Genomic DNA, 17,974 nt, shown 5'->3' with positions numbered 1-17,974 from the left:
ATCCGAAAAAGCCGCATCTGTCCGTCGCGCGCTTGCTCGCACAGCGTCAACAGCCCAAGACGCCCTCCCTGAAGCGGGGGGAACGGCGTCCGATGATTTGCCACGAATCGTGACCTTCACAGCCATGGGTGCTGAGGTGCCATAGGGGGGACATGGGTTTGGCTTCGCCAAGGTAGCCGTTTATCCCCCGGTGTCTCATCGCCTGCTCGCCTTGGGCCGTGAGCTAGGCGGTTTGCGGCAGCGCGGGCGCGGGCAAGCCTCGGCCAGATAGGGCCAGAGCGAAACACCGCGCTTGCGGCAGGTGTCGATGACGCTCGCCAAGACGGCGAACGCACGCGAGCCCTGTTCGGTGCGCGTGCCTTGGCTGATGCGACGCCGTAAACGGCTACTGCGGATCAAGCATCACCAGCAAGTCGATGCTAAGAGCGCCTGTAGCGCCAGGATCGCAGGCCATTGAGCGATCGGCGACCGGGCCGAAAGGCCCTGTCGCCTCCACGGCGCCGCCGCACCAAAGAACCCGTCCAGAGATTCATCCCATCGCCGATGCTGGAGATGTGGTCACGAAGCGCGCAGCCTGCAGAAACGCCGCTTTGATCTTGAGCGGTAGCGCATGGCCGACCGGTTCTGGGCACTCGCCACTGCGCCCCAATTGTCATGGAGTACGGCATTGCATTGTGCAATACTTCAAGGCGCTCGGGATATGGCGGCAAGGACGGATTCGGAGACGAGTGAAACTTAGGGGCGGCGATCCGCCGACGAGACGGGCTAGCAGTCTGTATCCCTTTCCCTTTCCCTTTCCCTTTCCCTTTCCCTTTCCCTTTCCCTTTCCCGATGGCGCGTATCGGTAGATGCTGGATGACACGGCCAAGCAGCCATGAGCATCCAGAGGCTCAACATTGGCGCCGATACCCGTGGATGGCTTCTGGATCCGCGCACGGGTAAAGGCCGAGGACTGCGATTGTGAACACTCCCCGAAGTCGACCGCCTCGCTATGTCGTCGGCATCGGCGCATCCGCGGGGGGGCTTGAGGCACTGAAACTCATCATCCGCAACCTCCCCGCCGATACCCAGCTGGCCTACCTGATTGCCCAGCACATGTCGCCGCAGCACCGCGGCCTGTTGACCGAACTGCTCGGCAAGCAGACCACGCTCCCCGTCGTCGAGGCAGAGGACGACGCGCCCATCGAGGCCGGTCATCTCTATGTCTGTCCGCCCAACGCGGACATCACCCTGAACGGCGACCTGATTCGCTTGACCACGCCGTCTCAAGCCGTTGTCCCCAAGCCCTCCATCGCACCCTCTTCAACAGTTTGGCGAACCAGCGCGGCGAGCTTTGCGCCGGCATCATCCTCTCGGGCACCGGCTCCGATGGCGCCCACGGCAGCCGCGCCATTCGCGTCCAGGGCGGTCTGACGATCGCCCAGGACCCGAGCACCGCCCAGTATGACTCCATGCCGCGTGCGGCGATTACCCTCGGCGGGGCCGAACTCATCATGGCCCCGGAGGACATCGGCCATCAGATCAGCGTCCTGCTGGAGGTGCCCCGCGCCCGCACAGCGGCGATCAAGCGCGCCACCAGGATCTCCGAGGGTCCAGTCGACGACATCATCAACGGGATCTGGCGACGCCAGCAGTTGGATTTCTCCAAGTACAAGGACGCCACCATCGCCCGGCAGATCAACCGCCGACTGACCGCCCTTCAGCTCGACGACCTGGACGCCTACGCGGCCTTCACGCGCGAGCACCCCGAGGAACTGGATGCGCTGGCCAAGAGCTTCCTCATTTCGGTCACCGCATTCTTTCGTGACAAGGAGGCCTTCGAGGCCGTCGGCGAGGTGATTCGCACCATCGTGGCCGCCAAGAAGCCGGGCGAGCCGATCCGCATCTGGGTGCCGGGCGTCGGCACCGGCGAGGAGGCCTACAGCATCGCCATCCTCGTCCACGAGGCCATGGAGGGCAACCTGACGCGGCATCCGACGCAGATCTTCGCCACCGATATCGACGTCGATGCTATCGCCCATGCCCGCAAGGGCCGCTATCCCGAGGCATCGCTGGAGGCGCTGGACAAGGCGCGCATCCAACGCTACTTCTCGGCCACCGCGACCGGCTACCGCATCGAGCCGCGCATCCAGGAGATGGTGGCCTTCGCCCGCCAGGACCTGATCCGGGATCCGCCCTTTCTGCGCCTGGACCTGATCTCGTGCCGCAACGTGTTCATCTACTTCAAGCCGGATCTCCAGCAGCACCTGTTTCAGGTGTTCCACTATGCCCTCAACCCGGGCGGACGTGTGTTCATGGGCAGCTCCGAGGTGATCGGCACCTCGACGCTGTTCAAGCAAACGCACAAGGCACGCATCTTCCAGCGCAACGACCTGGCACAGTTGCTGACGCCCAGGCTGATTCAGCTGCACAGTCCCGTCAGCGGCCTGGGCCGGATCCCGCCGTCGACCAAGCCGCTTGACCCCAAGCTACTGCTGCGCGAGCAGTTGGCGCGCGCCTATGCGCCGCCGAGCGTGCTCATGGACGGGGGCAATAAGCTCGTGGAGCTGTTCGGGCAGACTCAGCCCTATTTCCAGCTCGGCGAGGGCAGCGCGCAGCTGGACGTGCTGCGCTTCATTCGCTCGGACCTGCGCACTGAGCTGCGCGCCCTCATCCACCGCGTGCGCCAGGGCGGTGCCGACAGTGCCGCCGGTCAGGCGCACTATGCCGAGGGTGAAGACTCTGGTTTTCGGATGTGTGTCGCCCGGATCGCGTCCGGGCAGGGCGAGTCAACCGCGTTGCGGCTGAGTTTCGAGGTCGCGCGGCGCACGGTGGAAGCCACGCGTTTCAGCAAGCGCGGCGCCAAGCGGAGCGAGCCCGACGCGGCTGAGCAGGATCAGATCAGGGTGCTTCAGGACGAGCTCACCAACACCCGCGAGCATCTCCAGACGGTCATCGAGGAACTGGAAACCTCCAACGAGGAATTCCAATCCCTGAACGAGGAGCTGCAGGCCGCGGGCGAGGAGTTGCAGGCATCCAACGAGGAGCTGGCCACCTCCAACGAGGAACTGCAGGCCACCAACGAAGAACTCACCACGGTCAACGACGAACTCCAGGCCAAGACCCAGGAGGTGGTCAGCACCCTCGAGGAACTGGAGAACGTCCAGGATGCCACCTCGGTGGCCATGGTGGTGTTGGACAAGGATTTGCTCATTACCCGCTTCAACGCCAATGCCGTGCGCCAGATCGGCCTCACGCAGAGCGACCTCGGACGCAACCTGGCGGCGCTGCCGATCCGGATTCCGCAGGCCGACATCCAGACGCAACTGCATCATGTCATGGCGGGCGCGACGATCGACCCCTTCGAGCTCGATGTCGGCGATAGCGTTTTCCAGATCGAGATCCGCCCTTACCTCGGCAAGCACCACGCCATCGAGGGCGCGGTGCTGAGCATGGCCGACATCACCGAGCTCAAGAACCGAGAGCAGGCCTTGCTCGAGGCCAACCGGCTGTTCGAGACCTTTGCCGCGACCAACCAAGCGGTGATCTGGGTGCAGGAGCCGGAGTTCGGTCCCATCCGCTATGTCAACCCGGCATTTCGCCATCTCTACGGACTGGATCCGCAGATGGTGCTGCGCGACCCCGAGTACCTCTTCAAGGTCATGCATGAGGCGGATGCGCACGCACTCAAGCAGGCCCATCTCAACACCCGAGATGAGCCTTGGTCGCTTGAGTCCCGGATCATCCACCCCAAGGACGGCGCTACCCATTGGCTGCGCACCCGCGCCTTTCCGTTGCGCGAGCATGGGCGGCTGCGCTATGTGGTCGGCTTTACCTTCGATATCACGGCGGAGTACGAGCACGGCAGCGGCAGCGGCAGCGGCAGTGTCAGCGGTGACATCGATCTCTGCCGGCTGTTCGATCTGCTGATGGAGACCGGCGCCGACGGCATCATCGGCTTCGATACCGAGGCCCGCATCCTGTTCGTCAACGGCGCCGTGGAGTCTCTGCTCGCGCTGGAGGGCAAGGGGTTAGTCGGGCAACCCGCCAGCGCGGTGCTCGCCGCGGAGGAGGCGGAGCAGTTGGCCAAGCTGATCGCGATGTCCACACGGCAACGCCGCACCCTCAAGCGCGTCGCAACGGCCACGGATGGCGCCGCGCATCGGTCGCTGGAGATTGTCTTGTCCACCGAGCCACTGATGCTCGGTGGCCGCGCCGCGGCCGTCGCCGTCTTTCGCAACCCCTTCGGTCACCGTCAGGTGCTGCGTCAATTGCAGATCGCCGACAGCGTCTTCCGCACCACCCAGGACGGGGTCATGGTGCTGGACGACGATACCCGCATCATCCTCGTCAATCCGGCGCTGCTGCGTATCCTCAAACGTAGCGAGGACCTGCTGATTGGCAGCGTGCCGGACATCTTTCCGGCGCGGGCCACGCGCTCCGCCTTCAATGCCGACATCTGGCGGACGCTGGAGCAGAGCCGACGTTGGTCCGGCGAGGTCCACGCGCAGGTGGAAGGCGACAATTTCGTCGTGTTGGAGACCGAGGTCAGTACCCTGGAGCGAACCAGCGTGGATGATCTTGGCCACTACATGGTGGTGGTCACCGACATCACGCAGCGCCGCTCCTACGAGCAGACCATCTACCATCAGGCCAACTTCGACGCGCTGACCAACCTGCCAAACCGGCTGCTGCTGGAGGATCGGCTCGGACAGGAGTTGCGCCACGCCCGCCGCGAGGGCTACGGTCTGACCCTGATGTTCATCGACCTGGATCGCTTCAAGGAGGTCAATGATTCGCTGGGCCACGAGGCCGGCGACGAGCTGCTGGTCGGCGTGGCCGAGCGCATTCATGGTCTGGTGCGCGCCTCCGATACCCTGAGCCGGTTCGGTGGCGATGAGTTCGTGCTGTTGCTGCCTAAGTACCAGCGCTCCCAGGCCCCGGAGATCACCGCCCGCGAGGTGCTGCAGGCACTGGAGAAACCCTTCGAGATCAAGGGTCAGACCCTGTTTGCGTCCGCCTCGATCGGCATCGCGGTGTTCCCCCAGGACGGCAGTGAATCCTCGGATCTGCTGCGCAACGCGGATGCGGCCATGTACCAGGCCAAGCACGGCGGTCGGCACGGGTTTGCCTTCTTCCAGGCTGGCATGAATGCGGACGCCATGCGCCGGTTGAAGCTGGAGACGGACCTGCGCAACGCCATCGCCAACGGCGAGCTGTGCGCCTTCTATCAGCCGGTGGTGGTGGCCGCGAGCGGACGTCCCTGCTCGCTGGAGGCCCTGGTGCGTTGGCGCCATCCCAAGTACGGCCTGCTCCCGCCCGCCGCGTTCATCCCGCACGCGGAGGAATCCGGCCTCATCGAGCCGATAACCCGGCTGGTGCTTGCCGATGCCCGCGCGCGCTTGGCCGCATGGCGCCAGCGCATTGATGCAAGTCTCCAGGTCGCCGTCAATTTTAGCCCGCGTCTGTTTCGCCGGTTGGATCTGGCGGAACTCTTCGGCGCTGGCCCGAATGACACCCTGAATGGCCTGGTCGTCGAGGTCACCGAATCCCTGTTCATGGGCGCCGGAGACACCCGCGTGATGGCCAACCTGACCTGGCTGACCGAACGCGGGGCGCGCATCGCCCTGGACGACTTCGGCACGGGCTATTCCTCGCTTGCCTACGTCCGCGACTTCCCGGTGAACGTGATCAAGATCGACCGCTCCTTCGTCAAGGATCTGGGCGCGACGGACCATCTGCGCGACCTGGCCCTCATCGAGGCCGCCATTACCATGGCCCACGGCGTCGGCGCCCGGGTGATCGCCGAGGGTGTGGAGACCCATCTCCAGGCCGAGACCCTCGTCCGGCTCGGCGCCGACCAGCTTCAGGGATTCCTGTTCGCCAAGCCCATGCCACCGGAAAAGGTCGAGGCCTATCTCATGGCGCATAACGCCAGCATCCAGGAGCAAGCAACATGACGTCTCCGGCCCGCAAGCGCACGCCCCCTATCCGGCCAGGGCGCGCCTGGGGCGCGCTCCTACTCGGCCTGTTGCTGGTCGGCGGCTGCGACGCACCTCAGGCGCCGCCGACCGATGACGCGACGGCGAAGCCACAAGCCCTGCGGCTCGGGATCTCCAACTCCATCATGTCGACCCCGGTGCTCATCGCCGAGGCACAGGATCTGCTCACCGCGCAGGGGCTCGCCCTCGATCTGACTTACTACAACAGCGGCAAGCAGGCGCTCGCGGCCTTGCTCGCCGGTCAGATCGACGTCAGCACCACGGCGGACGCGCCGATCATGCGCGCAGTGCTGGATGGCCAGGATGGTGTCGTCATTCTGGCCACCTTCATCTACTCGCATGCCCACGGCAAGATCCTGGCGCGCCGTAGCCAGGGCATCGAGACACCGACGGATCTGCGCGGCAAGCGCATGGGTCTGGAAAAGAACACCACGGCGGACCTCTTCCAACAGGTTCTGCTGATCGAATCCGGTGTGGACTTGGACACGGTGGAGGGCATCGACCTCCCGACCGAGCGACTGGCCGCCGCCATCGAGGCCGGCGAGGTGGATGCCATCGCGACCTGGGAGCCGCACATCTCCCACGCCGCCCAGACGCTCGGCGACGATGCGGTCATCTTTACCTCCAAGGAAGGATTGCGGCTCACCTTCAATCTGGTGACCCGTCCGAGCGTGGTGGCACAGCATCGCGAGACCCTGGTCCGTCTGTTGCGCGCCGTCGAGGCTGGCGTCGAGTTCGCCAACGGGCAACCACGGCAGGCCCAGCGGATCATTTCCGAACGCCTGGGGATCCCCGTGGCGGTGATCGAGCGGCAATGGAACGACTATGTCTTCAAGTTGTTCCTGGATCAGGGGCTATTGCTGACGCTGGAGGCCGAGGCGCGCTGGCATCTGCGCGATATGGGCAAGCCGAATCAGCCGCTGCCCGATTTCCTGCGCTACATCGATCCCGGGCCATTGCGCCAACTGATCCCCGGCAGCGTCACCCTCATCCGTTAGACGATCGAGGTCCAGCATGCGCATCGCCCTGCGACTCGCTCTGCAAACCGGTCTGGTGTTTCTGGTGTCGACTGGAACGATTCTGGCCCTAGCCCTGAACGCGCAGCGCGACGCGCGTGCCTTCGCCGACATCGATCGGCTGCACGAGGCCAATCAGGCGATCAACTCCATGCAGGTGCTGGCCTATGAGATGCGCTACTGGAACTTTGCGCGCGGACAGCGACAGTGGCGCGTGGAGCAAAACAGGTTGCTTCAACGTCTGGATGGAGTCAGTCCCTTCTCCAGCGACGGGTGGGCGCTGCGCGTGCGGCTGATGCAACGCGTCACGGAGGTACTCCCGCCCCTGGTGGATGAGCTGCGGGCGAGTCGAACTCAGCGGGTGCCCCACGCCGAGGATTTGGTGGATATCCGGCTGCGCCGGCTGCTGACGACGCAGGCCGATATGGCCAATGATGTGCATTGGCTGATGACCGACAGCGGTTACCACATGCAGGCTCAGGGGCGCCAGCGCAACGTCATCCTCCAATTGTTGCTCGCGCTATTCGCTTTGGTCTCGGCCGCTTCCGGCTGGTGGCTCTATGTCGCCACCGTGCGTCCATTGATCCGTTTGCGCCAGAGCACGTTGCAGCTGAAGGATGGCGATCTCTCGGTGCGCACCGAGGTGTCATCTCGCGACGAGATCGGCGAGTTGGCGCTCAGTTTCAACCACATGGCCGAGACGCTGCAGAAGACCCTGGCCTCGCGCGTCGAACTCGAACGCGAGATCCGGATGCGCCGCGAGCTGGCGGCGCATCGCCGGATCGTGCTGGCCGAACTCAAGCGTTCCAACCAGGAGCTGGCCAATTTCGCCTATGTGGCCTCGCACGACCTGCAGGAGCCGCTGCGGGTGGTCAGCGGCTTTCTGCAGCTCATCGATCAGCGTTATCGCGACCGGCTCGACGACAAGGGGCGAAACTGGATCGCCCTCGCCGTCGATGGCGCACAGCGCATGTATGGCCTGATCGAAGACCTGCTACGTTACTCTCGGGTCAGCACCCGCAACGAGTCGTTCACCGAAGTGGACCTTGCGGACATCATGGCGCGCGTGCGCGAGGATCTGGCCGAGGCGATCGCCGAGGCTGGGGCCGAGGTCCAGGTCCAGCCGCTGCCCAAGATCCGCGCGGTTAGCTCCCAGATGCGCCAGCTTTTGCAAAACCTGGTGGCCAATGCTGTCAAGTTCGCCCAGCCTGGACGTCCGCCCCTGATTCGAATCGGCGCCAAGCGCCTGGAGATCGGCGAGACGGCGACGCTCGCGCCGGGATGGCGTCTGTCGGTGACGGACAACGGGATCGGCATCGAACCGGCCTATAATGAGCGGATTTTCCAGGTGTTCCAGCGGTTGCACACGCACGAGGAATATCCTGGCAGCGGGATCGGCTTGGCCATCTGCAAGAAGATCGTCGAGCGTCACGGCGGCACGATCACGGTGGAATCGGCGCCTGGCGAGGGCGCGCGCTTCAACGTCGATCTCCCCGACGACCCGCCGCCCCGGGCCGACGCCGATGCGCTCCAGACACCGAATTGAGTACGGGATCCTGGCCATGAATCCGACCCATCGAAAACCCATCCAGATCCTGCTCGTGGAAGACAGCACGGCGGATGCCGAGCTGACGCGCGAGCTGTTGTCAGAAACCAAGGCCATGCACCGCTTGCACTGGGTGCGCGACGGCGTCGCGGCCTTGCGTTGGCTGCGCCAGGAGGACGCCTCCGACAGGGTGCGCCCAGACATGATCCTGCTCGATCTCAACCTGCCGCGCATGGGCGGATTGGAACTGCTCGCGGCGCTCAAGCAGGACAAGCAACTCCAGGCGATTCCGGTCATCGTGCTGACGATGTCCAACGACGAGGGCGATATCCAAGCCGCCTACGCCCATCAAGCCGCCGCTTTCGTGACCAAACCGGTCGACCTGGGACAGTTCGCACGGGTGATCCGGGCCTTGGACGATTTCTGGCTCGGCGTGGCGCGCCTACCAGGGAACAAAGAACAGGAATAGGGCGCCGATGAATGAGAATGAGAATGAGCATGACAACACCTGGCTCGAACAGCTTGCAACGGTCCATCGCCTTTTGCATGTGGAGGACAACATCGCCGATGCGGCCCTAGCGGAGGGCGTGCTGACCGATAACGGCATCGATCACTACCGGATCGAGAACGTGCAGCGACTCGCCGCGGCCAAGGCGCGATTGAGCGACGAAGGGGCGCCCGGCATCGACGTCATCCTGCTCGACCTGGCATTGCCCGACAGCCAAGGTCTGGCAACGCTGCAAGCGATCCTGGAGCTGAACGCCGGTATTCCGGTGGTTGTGCTCACGGTGCTCGAAGACGAGCATCTGGGACGCGACGCGGTGAGCGCTGGGGCGGAGGACTATTTGAGCAAGTCCGAACTGGTGACCCAGAATCTGCTGTCGCGGACTCTGCGCTACGCCATCGAGCGTAGTCGACGTCGGCGCGCCCAGGCGCGGTTGTCGGACGTGCCGGTGATTGCGGAGCAGGATGCGGTGCGCGCGGCCATCAAGCGAGACGCTTTGGATGCGAGGGTCATCCCCTTGCGCACCGCCGCCCCAGCGCTGTTTGAGCAGTTGGCCAAGGATTATCAGGTTCTGTTGATCAACGTCATTGGAACGTCAGCGGGGTTCGAGAGCGACGCCCTCGGCGATGGAGCCAATGCCATCCTCGATCGTCTGGTGGAGCAGCGTGGTTCACCCGCAGATCTCATCGACCTGCACGCCGTCGCCCTGCATCGGGCGATCGCGGGCGAGTCAGACAGTGCCGCGGCCATTCGCGAACGCAGCCGCACGCTCGTCCTGACCATGATGGCCCGTCTGGCGATTCTCTACCGTGATCGCGCCTGAGGTGACAGCGGACGGATTTCTGCGCCGCAGCAGCCACGTCGCTCCACTCTTGGCACTGGAAGGCATGTTCAACCTTCGACGCCGACGGCCGTCAGGTCGGCATCGTGTTCGAGACCGCGAGCCCGTTGGAAACCCCGATGCTGATGCTGGAAGTGGTCGTCTGGTTCGACGGGACCAGCCACGACGACAGCCTGCATCCCTTGCTAGCGATCGGGATCTTTGTGGTCGCCTTCTTGGCGATCCATCCGCTTCAATACGGCAATGGCCGACTTGGCCGGGTGAGGCGGCGATCGTCCTCTGGTCCAGCCGTCTTCTGTAGTCTGGACAAGCGCAGCGCAGTCCACCAACGACGGCGCGGGATTCGGTGGACTTCGCTCGGGTGCGACCCCTAACCCGAATGTTTCATAAACCTGCTGGCGGCACTGAAAACTGACCATTATTGTCGGGCGTAGCGGCGATTGAGCCGACGGGCAGGCTGTCGGGACGTGTGATGCGGGCGGATTTAGCCGTTGATGGTCGCAAATCACTGTTCTGGCCCCATCGACAGAGGGAGATTTCTGTCAGACAGGCATGGGCGCTCCTGCCCACGCAGGCGGGAGCATCAAGGCGGTGGGTCGAGCCGTCGAGGGGTGTGGGCTAGGGGCTGAGCACAGGCGCGTCGGTGGACGGGTCAGGAACAGGATCTCAGTGAGGCGATGCAGAAGCGCTTTGACTGGACAGTTTGAGGGCAGCTGCAACTTGACGCGATCTTTGTACTGCACCACGCGCACGGCGATCTTGAACAGCTTCAGGATCACGGTGGCTGGTTGCGCCTGTGCTCGTTCGTGCCTGACCGAAAACTCCAAATTTGACCGCAGTCGGGGGCAATTGATCGCGCCCGGCGAGGCGTTTTTCTTGAGTCAGCTCTGGTTGTAACACACAGCGCACCGCCGCATGAAAAAAGTGTCATCATGGCCCTTGCGCAGACACACGCCTCCCCGAATGTCCCCGCATCGCGCCATCGATGGTGTCAGGCAGCTCGCCGTTGCCGACGCCGTTCCTGCTCGACCTCAGCGGCCAGCAGGATGGCGCCGAGGCGATGAACGTTGCGCGCGACCACCGCTAGGGCCACATAGCGCTTGAAGCCGGTCAGGCCGTGGTCGGGGCAGAGGTCCAGCCCATGAGCCTCCAAGGCGTTGATGGCCGACTCCACGGCGCTGTGGCGGTGGCGCAGACGGATGAAGCGCGGGTCGTGCTCACGCTCCCACTCGGCGCTCGAGCATTTGCCCGAGGCCAGAGGCGATCGGCGCCGAGTCTGATCCGTCGTTGGTTAATACTGTGTCTGCAAGGCCTCAACCACTCCAGGGCTGAGGTACTCGCGACGACTGTTTGGGCTTGAGCGGACCCGTCAGTGATCTCGAGGCGTGGTTTTCGCAGTCTCGCGCGGTATCGGAGCAGCGCAGTCCAGAGAGCAAGATTCCATGAAGAGCAATCGGCAACGTCGTGCCGAGATCAAGGCGAAACGCGCCAAACGCGTGATGAAGCTGACGACGCTCCGCCATCCCAGACACGCGTTCGGCGAGACGCCCGCGGGGTCGCTCGCAGCCGACCACAGCGCACTCAGTCACAACAACACCTACGGCCTCCTGCCTGACTATTACGTGGACCAGTGCTTCATCTGTCGCGACTGTGGTGCACAGGAGGTCTGGACAGCAGCGCAGCAGAAGTGGTGGTACGAAGTCGCCAAGGGTCACATCGACTCGCGCGCGGTGCGCTGCCGCGCCTGTCGCAAGCGCATTCGGGACCGCAAGACGGCGCAGAAGCGTCACATGGAGGCCATGGCGGCCCGGCCTCGGCACCCCAACGAGGCCTTCTTCCGACGGCGGATGCGTCCCCCTGCTGGGTAGTCTCAGTCGCCGACCCGGATCCAGCGTCGCCGTCTTCGCGCCGGAGGTTCGCCGCACGAACAAGGCCACGCGTGCATCCATTGCCGACAACCAAATTCTGGCGTCGGGCGATTGTCCCCAGGTTCCGTGAATGTCTCTGTGGATAACCTGTGTCATCCGGCGGTAACGATCTGCCAGCATTGAGAAAACCGCGTACTGGTCGCTGCTTGACCACTTCTTGGGCGAGGTGGTCGAATTGGCGCCGATCGGCCGATGTCGGATCTCGGTCGATCCGAGGTGCCACGCGTTGCCGCTCTCAGGTGACCGCTGGTATTTGACGCAGAAAGGTATCGTCCGTCAGTTGGCGGAGCATGAAATCCGCCACATCCGCCCGTGCGATGCGACCGGACTTGAGGGTCGGATCGACACCGAAGCGATAGGCGCTGGTGCGGGGACCATCCGTCAGTCCGCCGGGGCGTACGATGATCCAGTCGAGCCCGCTCGCCATCACCAGCCGTTCCTGCTCCGCCTTGGCCTCCAGGATGCGCTTCAACAAAAGGTCCATGACCAGTCGAAATCCCCAGGGGATCTGCGCCCGGCTGTCACCGACACCGAGCGAGCTCACGACCACCAATCGGCGCACGCCGGTCTCGTGCATTGCGGTCAGGATACACTCAGTGCCGCGCGCTTCGATGGGCGTCTGCTGGCCGTGTGACCCGAGCGCGCAGATGACGGCGTCTGCACCCTGGATGCACTGGACCACAGCGGTCGCATCGAGCACATCTCCGCCGATGGTCGTCAAACCGTCGCGGGGCGTGAGCTTCGTGGGATCGCGGGCGAGGGCGGTGACGCTGTGACCCTGCTCGAGTGCCTGGGCCAGGACCTGCCGACCGGTGCCGCCGGTCGCGCCGAAGAGGGCGATGTGCATGGCGTTGTCTCCTGAACGTGGTCGATTGAAGTAGCGGCGAGACAATGGGGGCGGTTCAGCCGGAAGGCGAGGGCGCGGCGCCGTCCTCGCGTTCTCGATACCAGCCCACCTCCGATCAGAGCCGGGCCCGAAAGCCCCGTCCGATCGTGACAAGGCGGAGCTGCGTGAGTGGCCCAGCATCGAACGGCGCGCTCCGGCGATAGGGCCTGGAGCACGCGAAGGGCACCCGGATCTCACGCCAGTCTTCGTCTGCCAGGAAGGTTGCCCGATAGGCTTGCCCCAGGGCGGGGGCAGTCGCGGGTCTTCAGATGCAGGTTTTAGGGCTCGCCATTGCTACGGACGATCAGTCGCACCCCGGCAAAACCTCCGGCGTCCAGTGGGGCACCCCACTGGGTCAGGTCCAGCTTGGCCTGCACGAAGTCGCCGTTCTGCTCCAGATGCACCTCAGCCTCGAAACAGAGCAACTGGCGTCCGTCCAGCGGGTCGAGCCTCATCCGCGCCGTGGAGGCACCACTCCTGACAGTGTCCGCCATCAATCGCCAGCCTGTCCCGAGCCGCGAGCGTCCCTCGGTAGCGCGGAAGTCGTCGGCCAGATCCTCGGCTGAAAGCAGGGCGCTCCCTCATCGATCGCCCCCCGCCTGCCGAATGGTCGGCGTCAGCTCGACCATCGACTGGCCGTTGCCGATCCAGACCTGGCCGCCATCGAGGGTGCATTGCAGGTCCATGCTGCGCTCCACAAGCGCGGTCAAGGCCTCAACCTCAGCGGGATCGAGATCCAGTACTCGCAGGTTGCGCAGTCGCCCGAGATTGGCCCCGATCTGCTGCCACCAGAGCGCTGCCGCCCGGCCCGCGTAGTTGATCACCACTACCTGCCGAGCCCGTCCGCACGCCTGACGCAGGCGTCGCTCCTCCGGTTGACCCAGCTCGATCCAGCGCTCGATCTCACCGCTCAGGCTGTGTTGCCACAGATCCGGCTCCTCGTCGGTGGAGAGCCCCTTGGTGAAGCTCAACTGCGGATCGGCGAAGAGACAGAAGGCGAGGAGTCGCACCATCATCCGCGTCTCCGTCTCCGAGGGATGGCGGGCGAGTGTGAGCGTGTGGCTTTCGTAGTAGTGCCGGTCCAGATCACTGATCTGCAGCTGGGCTTTGAAGACGGTTGCCTTGAGGGCCATGGAATGTCCTGACGTTGGGGCGGAATGGGAAGGTGAGGGTGCCCATGGTAACCGCGAAGCCTGGGCGATCGGAGGCGCCGGCCATCGCCCCTGGTCGCCGGGCGGTCGCTGCGCAGCGCTCGCAGGGGTTACGCGACCTTCATCCGCGTGCTAGAAAACAAAGCCTTGCTCGCGGCTTCCATCGCACGCGTGACCGGCCTGCGGAGGCCCCCAATTCCGCGCACCACCCGCGCCATCCCTTGGCGCCCCTCACGCGCCGATTGACGGCGTCTGATCCCGGCCAGGCTGTCGGGACGTCCTGAGCCCGCGTGCGTCCGCACCGCTGATCCAGACCCTGAGCCTGTACGCCGGCCCCCTGTCGCCTCGGCGTTGCCATGCGTGATCGGCGGCGTCGAGAGGACAGATGTTCGCGCGATCTCATGACCTGGGATCCTTTATCGCCTGCGCGGGCGATTCACAAGACCGCGCGCACCATCCGCCAGCCCACGCTGGCCTTCCAGCCCCTGGGGAGACACCTCCCCTCAGGCTGTCTATCGGACACACTAGTTACTGTAGCGCCCCATGCGGCTGTATGGTCAGACATTCACCGCCGAGATCCGCGAGCGGATACGCACCGCCGTGTCGGCAGAGGACGGGCTGAGCCGCAGCGCGCTGTCGCGTCGGGTGTGCGACTGGCTGGGTTGGCACGATGGCGCCGGCAAGCCGAAGGAGGTCAGTAGTCGCAAGGCGCTGGTGGAGTTGGAGCGCCGCGGCCTGATCGACCTGCCCGCGGCGCGCTGCCCGGCGCCGCGGGCGCGAGAGGCAGTGGTGCTGGAGCCGTCCGCGGGGCCGGTATTCAGCGGCTCGGCCGCGGCCTGGCGTGCGCGCCGCACAGCGGCTCGCCGAGTCACGCGCCATGCCCCAGAGATATAGCCCTCCAGCGGCACCCCGCGCCCCTGCGGTCCTGACCTGACCCCTGCAACAGGAGACGACACCATGTCACGCGGCATCAACACAGTGATCCTCATTGGCAACCTGGGCGTGGATCCCGAGGTCCGAGCGCTCCCGAGCGGCGACGCCGTCGCCAACCTCTCGCTGGCGACCAGCGAGACCTGGATCGACAAGACCAGTGGCGAGAGCCGCGAGCGCACCGAGTGGCACCGCGTGGTGCTCTTCGGGCGCCTGGCCGACATCGCCGCGCAGTACCTGCACTTGGGCTCCAAGGTCTACATCGAAGGCAAGCTGCGCACGCGCCAGTATCAAGCGCAGGATGGCAGCTCGATGGCAGGCCATCCTGCGCGACGGAGCGATCAGGCACACGCGAAGGCCGTTCGCGTTCCGCTCCACCGACAGCCGGATCCGCACCACGCACAACGGCACCTGCACACGGGCGAACGGGTGCTCTACGACCTCTCCTCGAGCTATTTCGAGGGGGCGTCCCCGTTCCCACCGGGACGAGAAGATCCCGACCGCCTGAAAGGGCATCATGATCATCGCCCTCGCCGAGGCCGGCGATGCCTTGCAAGCGCCCCGAATACCTGGCCGCCGCCGAGCGCGCCGCAGACCTGCTCTGGACCAGGGTTCGCCGCCAGCCCGGCACGCTCAAGCGCGTCTATGTCGATGGCCGCGCCGCCCGCCCGGCGCTGCTGGAGGACTATACCTTTCTGGGCGAGGGCCTGATCGCCCTCTACGACATCACCGGTGAGCCGCGCTGGCTGGACCGGGCTCGGGAGCTGGCCGATGCCCTGTGGAGCCGCTTCGCCGACCCGAGCGGGGGCGGACTCTTCATGGGCGAGGCGCCCACCGACACCCCGCTGATGGCCCGCCCCAAGGACCTGAGCGACGGGGCCATGCCCTCGGCGACCTCCGCCGCCCTGCACCTCCTGGCGGCCCCGGCCCGGCGTAGCGACGACTTGTCCTATGAGCAACGGGCCAAGTCGCTGCTGGCGTCGGTCTCGGGCCAGGTGTGGCAGACCCCCACCGCCTTCCCCTCCCTGCTGGTGGCGCTCAACCGACTGCGCCATGGGGAGAAGGGGCCCCAGGCAGTATGCCGCCCGCGGCGCGGCGCGCGTCGAGGCCCGCATCCGGCCCAAGGGCCCGGGCGCCGCGACGCTGGCTCTGGATCTCACACTCCGCCCAGGTTGGCATGTTAGCGCCGCGCAGCCGCTCCAGGACGACCTGATCCCCACCCGGGTCCGCCTGACTGGCGACACCACTGGATGGCACCTGGGGGAGTGCCGTTATCCGCCCTCGGAAATCCTCACACTAGTCTTTCAGCGCGAGCCCCTGGCCGGCTACCAGGGCCGTGTGCGCATCGAGGCGGCGTTGGAGCGAACGGCCGACCCGCTGGGTCAGGCGCACCCCTGGGCACCGGTGGAACTGCATCTCCAGGTGTGCAGCGATGCCCTGTGCCTACCCCCTGAAACCCTCTTCTTTCAGGTTCCGGACCCTTAATCAGTGATGTTGGCGGACCACTGAACAGGTGCTATTGTCCATGCCAGGCAAGCCCAAGCGAGAAGCGTCCATGAGCGTGAGATTTTCCGAAGACGTGGTCCCATTGACCGACCTCAAGGTCAACCCAGGTCGCGTGGTCAAGCACGCCGCCGAGGCCCATCGGCCGGTGCTGCTGACCAGCCGAGGCCGCGGCGTCGCCGTCATGCAGTCACTGGCCGACTACGAGCAGGCCGCGGAGGAACGCGCTTTTATGCGCGCGGTGGTCGAGGGATTGGCCGACCTAGACGCCGGCCGCGAGGTCTCCCTCTCCGAGGCCAAGGCCAGATTCGGCTTGGGATAGCGGCATGCGTCTCGCCGCGATCAGCTTCGCCGAGTCCGCGCTCGACGACTTGGCGGGCATCCGGGAGTGGCACGCCACGCAAGGCGTACCGGAGGTCGGCGACCGGCTTGTCGCCGAGGTCTTCCAGCGCGTCGAAGCGCTCGCTGACCACCCGGACCTCGGACGCATGGTTCCGGAGTTTGGCCAGCCCTTCTTGCGCGAGCTGATCCACCCGCCATTCCGGATCGTCTATCGCCGGGATCCGCTGCAGGTGCGCGTTGTTCGTGTCTGGCGCAGCGAGCGGTTGTTGCGGCTGCCGGCATCTGCCAAGCCCCAGGATCCCGCCGATTGAGTATGGCCCGCAGCCGCCCTGGCTGACGAGCGTGCGGCGCGGCTCGGTTCCACCGCCATGAGCCGTGATTCGCCGAGCCCCGACGTCATCCCCCGAAGCCCTGGTGCTCCAGGTACCGACCATGACGAACTGACCGCCCGACCGGAGCCTGTCAGGAATCCTCGACCGGTCCGACTAATGCTCGCGCCCTGGCTCTGGGCGCGTTGCAGGTTTCCAACCGAGGAGAACGTTCCGATGCACATCACCCTGGCGCTCCATCGACCATCGGCGTGGTCAGTGGCGGGGCGAGCTTGCCGATTGCTCACAATCATTGACTACAGGAGTCCACGATGCACTGGCTGATCTACGCCCTCATCGGCTTCATCGCCGTTATGCTGCTGACGCAGCTCTTCACGCTCTATGGGGTTCTAAGCCCAAACCCTCGAAAATTCCGAAGAGACTATTTATCAATCACTTGCATTCATCGTCTCTCACGAAAAATGGTTCTTCTGCTGGCTTCTGCGGTCAGCCTGACCGCTTCTGCTGAACGTAACTTATTGATTGTTTCTGATCGACAGAAATTTCTGGGGCTCTCCAGGATTTCATGGGGTAAGCAAATATCTTCCAAAACAAATACTTGATTGATATTTTTGGCGTACACGAAAGTCAAAAATAGGGCTGAGCGCGAAAATTATAACCTACTGATTTTTAAATATTTACACGCATTGAAAAAGCGCATCAAACGGTAACTCTTTGAAAGCTGGATGGGCGTTGGCAGTTTCGGCCCTGGCTCCAGCGCAAGTAGCCGCACAACCCGCCCGGCAGAATATTGATATCAAAAGAAATACCGCCCCATGAAATACCGGAGAGCCATTTCTGGGGTTTGGGCTTACAACCCCACATCCAGGCAAGAGGTCTGATAGGGCAGGCCCTTGAGGGTTTGCCAGTGCTTGCGCACGCTGTGACGGTACAGCCCTTGGGCGTCCAAGAGTTGGGTGTGTTGTGCCCCGTCCTTCCAGGTCGTGAGGCGATACTTCATCGTGTTTTTCTTCATC

Annotated in this window: 16 protein-coding genes and 4 pseudogenes; 15 read left to right on the top strand and 5 right to left on the bottom strand. The window is 64.6% G+C overall.

What is annotated here, in order from left to right:
* Positions 1 to 960 precede the first annotated feature (960 nt).
* The 7 genes and pseudogenes from CKO23_RS20700 to CKO23_RS20670 form a co-directional block, all read left to right on the top strand.
* Positions 961 to 1,463: pseudogene (locus CKO23_RS20700) on the top strand (chemotaxis protein CheB); the annotation flags it as partial.
* On the top strand, positions 1,452 to 5,939 hold the full coding sequence (locus CKO23_RS20695; RefSeq protein ID WP_346014649.1) for an EAL domain-containing protein: 4,488 nt from the start codon (positions 1,452 to 1,454) through the stop codon (positions 5,937 to 5,939). The pseudogene CKO23_RS20700 and the gene CKO23_RS20695, both read left to right, overlap by 12 nt.
* On the top strand, positions 5,936 to 6,979 hold the full coding sequence (locus tag CKO23_RS20690) for an ABC transporter substrate-binding protein (protein WP_200334362.1): 1,044 nt from the start codon (positions 5,936 to 5,938) through the stop codon (positions 6,977 to 6,979). Before CKO23_RS20695 ends, CKO23_RS20690 begins: the two co-directional genes overlap by 4 nt.
* A gap of 16 nt (positions 6,980 to 6,995) precedes the next feature.
* Positions 6,996 to 8,543: a sensor histidine kinase gene (locus tag CKO23_RS20685; protein WP_200334360.1), complete on the top strand. Its 1,548-nt coding sequence runs from the start codon at positions 6,996 to 6,998 to the stop codon at positions 8,541 to 8,543.
* 16 nt (positions 8,544 to 8,559) lie between these two features.
* Positions 8,560 to 9,012 carry a response regulator gene (locus tag CKO23_RS20680; protein ID WP_200334358.1) on the top strand — a complete coding sequence of 151 codons (453 nt, stop codon included), beginning with the start codon at positions 8,560 to 8,562 and terminating at the stop codon, positions 9,010 to 9,012.
* Positions 9,013 to 9,019: 7 nt separating this feature from the next.
* On the top strand, positions 9,020 to 9,871 hold the full coding sequence (locus tag CKO23_RS20675) for a response regulator (RefSeq protein WP_200334356.1): 852 nt from the start codon (positions 9,020 to 9,022) through the stop codon (positions 9,869 to 9,871).
* Between the two features lie 101 nt (positions 9,872 to 9,972).
* Complete coding sequence (locus CKO23_RS20670; protein WP_346014648.1) at positions 9,973 to 10,263, top strand: Fic family protein; 291 nt, start codon at positions 9,973 to 9,975, stop codon at positions 10,261 to 10,263.
* A gap of 267 nt (positions 10,264 to 10,530) precedes the next feature.
* On the opposite strand, the pseudogene CKO23_RS20665 reads toward CKO23_RS20670, so the two are convergent.
* Together CKO23_RS20665 and CKO23_RS20660 are read right to left on the bottom strand one after the other, a co-directional pair.
* Positions 10,531 to 10,695, bottom strand: a pseudogene (locus CKO23_RS20665) (transposase); the annotation flags it as partial.
* A 185-nt stretch (positions 10,696 to 10,880) separates the two neighbouring features.
* Positions 10,881 to 11,138 (bottom strand): annotated as a pseudogene (locus CKO23_RS20660) (ISNCY family transposase); the annotation flags it as partial.
* A gap of 193 nt (positions 11,139 to 11,331) precedes the next feature.
* On the opposite strand from CKO23_RS20660, the gene CKO23_RS20655 reads away from it, so the two are divergent.
* The gene (locus tag CKO23_RS20655) at positions 11,332 to 11,757 is read left to right on the top strand and encodes a zinc-ribbon domain-containing protein (RefSeq protein WP_200334345.1); all 426 of its coding nucleotides are present in this window, start codon (positions 11,332 to 11,334) and stop codon (positions 11,755 to 11,757) included.
* A 295-nt stretch (positions 11,758 to 12,052) separates the two neighbouring features.
* Here CKO23_RS20655 and CKO23_RS20650 read toward each other — a convergent pair whose 3' ends face one another.
* From CKO23_RS20650 to CKO23_RS20640, 3 genes are all read right to left on the bottom strand, one after another.
* A complete protein-coding gene (locus CKO23_RS20650) occupies positions 12,053 to 12,664 on the bottom strand; it encodes an NAD(P)-dependent oxidoreductase (protein ID WP_200334343.1) in 612 nt (203 codons plus the stop codon).
* Positions 12,665 to 12,981: 317 nt separating this feature from the next.
* On the bottom strand, positions 12,982 to 13,197 hold the full coding sequence (locus CKO23_RS25915; RefSeq protein ID WP_242482606.1) for a CIA30 family protein: 216 nt from the start codon (positions 13,195 to 13,197) through the stop codon (positions 12,982 to 12,984).
* Between the two features lie 87 nt (positions 13,198 to 13,284).
* The gene (locus CKO23_RS20640; protein ID WP_200334341.1) at positions 13,285 to 13,836 is read right to left on the bottom strand and encodes a YaeQ family protein; all 552 of its coding nucleotides are present in this window, start codon (positions 13,834 to 13,836) and stop codon (positions 13,285 to 13,287) included.
* A 561-nt stretch (positions 13,837 to 14,397) separates the two neighbouring features.
* Between CKO23_RS20640 and CKO23_RS20635 the strand changes: the two genes are divergently transcribed.
* The 7 genes and pseudogenes from CKO23_RS20635 (at position 14,398) to CKO23_RS20610 (ending at position 17,560) form a co-directional block, all read left to right on the top strand.
* On the top strand, positions 14,398 to 14,748 hold the full coding sequence (locus CKO23_RS20635) for a hypothetical protein (protein WP_200334339.1): 351 nt from the start codon (positions 14,398 to 14,400) through the stop codon (positions 14,746 to 14,748).
* Between the two features lie 63 nt (positions 14,749 to 14,811).
* Positions 14,812 to 15,039 (top strand): annotated as a pseudogene (gene ssb / locus CKO23_RS25910) (single-stranded DNA-binding protein); the annotation flags it as partial.
* 290 nt (positions 15,040 to 15,329) lie between these two features.
* Entirely contained in the window at positions 15,330 to 15,968 is a 639-nt protein-coding gene (locus CKO23_RS25905) for an AGE family epimerase/isomerase (RefSeq protein WP_242482609.1), read from the top strand.
* Positions 15,898 to 16,269: a protein-disulfide reductase DsbD domain-containing protein gene (locus tag CKO23_RS26770; RefSeq protein ID WP_369408006.1), complete on the top strand. Its 372-nt coding sequence runs from the start codon at positions 15,898 to 15,900 to the stop codon at positions 16,267 to 16,269. The genes CKO23_RS25905 and CKO23_RS26770 overlap by 71 nt, the downstream gene beginning before the upstream one ends.
* A 70-nt stretch (positions 16,270 to 16,339) precedes the next feature.
* Positions 16,340 to 16,609 (top strand): type II toxin-antitoxin system Phd/YefM family antitoxin, encoded by a 270-nt coding sequence (locus CKO23_RS20620; RefSeq protein WP_200334336.1) that lies wholly within the window; start codon positions 16,340 to 16,342, stop codon positions 16,607 to 16,609.
* Positions 16,610 to 16,613: 4 nt separating this feature from the next.
* Positions 16,614 to 16,940 carry a type II toxin-antitoxin system RelE/ParE family toxin gene (locus CKO23_RS20615; protein WP_200334334.1) on the top strand — a complete coding sequence of 109 codons (327 nt, stop codon included), beginning with the start codon at positions 16,614 to 16,616 and terminating at the stop codon, positions 16,938 to 16,940.
* Positions 16,941 to 17,269: 329 nt separating this feature from the next.
* On the top strand, positions 17,270 to 17,560 hold the full coding sequence (locus CKO23_RS20610) for a hypothetical protein (RefSeq protein ID WP_200334332.1): 291 nt from the start codon (positions 17,270 to 17,272) through the stop codon (positions 17,558 to 17,560).
* Positions 17,561 to 17,974: the final 414 nt, after the last annotated feature.

Source organism: Thiocystis violacea (assembly GCF_016583565.1).
GTDB classification, from domain to species: Bacteria; Pseudomonadota; Gammaproteobacteria; order Chromatiales; family Chromatiaceae; genus Thiorhodococcus; species Thiorhodococcus violaceus_A.
This window is presented reverse-complemented; position numbering and strand designations above follow the sequence as displayed.

What these genes read in the sequence shown, in the direction of transcription:
- CKO23_RS20675 (WP_200334356.1), top strand. Translation starts at nt 9,020, where the DNA reads ATGAATGAGAATGAGAATGAGCATGACAACACCTGGCTCGAACAGCTT.
- CKO23_RS20695 (WP_346014649.1), top strand. Translation starts at nt 1,452, where the DNA reads ATGCCGCGTGCGGCGATTACCCTCGGCGGGGCCGAACTCATCATGGCC.
- CKO23_RS20685 (WP_200334360.1), top strand. Translation starts at nt 6,996, where the DNA reads ATGCGCATCGCCCTGCGACTCGCTCTGCAAACCGGTCTGGTGTTTCTG.
- CKO23_RS25915 (WP_242482606.1), bottom strand. Translation starts at nt 13,197, where the DNA reads ATGGCGGACACTGTCAGGAGTGGTGCCTCCACGGCGCGGATGAGGCTC.
- CKO23_RS20650 (WP_200334343.1), bottom strand. Translation starts at nt 12,664, where the DNA reads ATGCACATCGCCCTCTTCGGCGCGACCGGCGGCACCGGTCGGCAGGTC.
- CKO23_RS20620 (WP_200334336.1), top strand. Translation starts at nt 16,340, where the DNA reads ATGAGCGTGAGATTTTCCGAAGACGTGGTCCCATTGACCGACCTCAAG.
- CKO23_RS20680 (WP_200334358.1), top strand. Translation starts at nt 8,560, where the DNA reads ATGAATCCGACCCATCGAAAACCCATCCAGATCCTGCTCGTGGAAGAC.
- CKO23_RS20635 (WP_200334339.1), top strand. Translation starts at nt 14,398, where the DNA reads ATGCGGCTGTATGGTCAGACATTCACCGCCGAGATCCGCGAGCGGATA.
- CKO23_RS20610 (WP_200334332.1), top strand. Translation starts at nt 17,270, where the DNA reads ATGCACTGGCTGATCTACGCCCTCATCGGCTTCATCGCCGTTATGCTG.
- CKO23_RS20655 (WP_200334345.1), top strand. Translation starts at nt 11,332, where the DNA reads ATGAAGAGCAATCGGCAACGTCGTGCCGAGATCAAGGCGAAACGCGCC.
- CKO23_RS25905 (WP_242482609.1), top strand. Translation starts at nt 15,330, where the DNA reads ATGCCTTGCAAGCGCCCCGAATACCTGGCCGCCGCCGAGCGCGCCGCA.
- CKO23_RS20640 (WP_200334341.1), bottom strand. Translation starts at nt 13,836, where the DNA reads ATGGCCCTCAAGGCAACCGTCTTCAAAGCCCAGCTGCAGATCAGTGAT.
- CKO23_RS20615 (WP_200334334.1), top strand. Translation starts at nt 16,614, where the DNA reads ATGCGTCTCGCCGCGATCAGCTTCGCCGAGTCCGCGCTCGACGACTTG.
- CKO23_RS20690 (WP_200334362.1), top strand. Translation starts at nt 5,936, where the DNA reads ATGACGTCTCCGGCCCGCAAGCGCACGCCCCCTATCCGGCCAGGGCGC.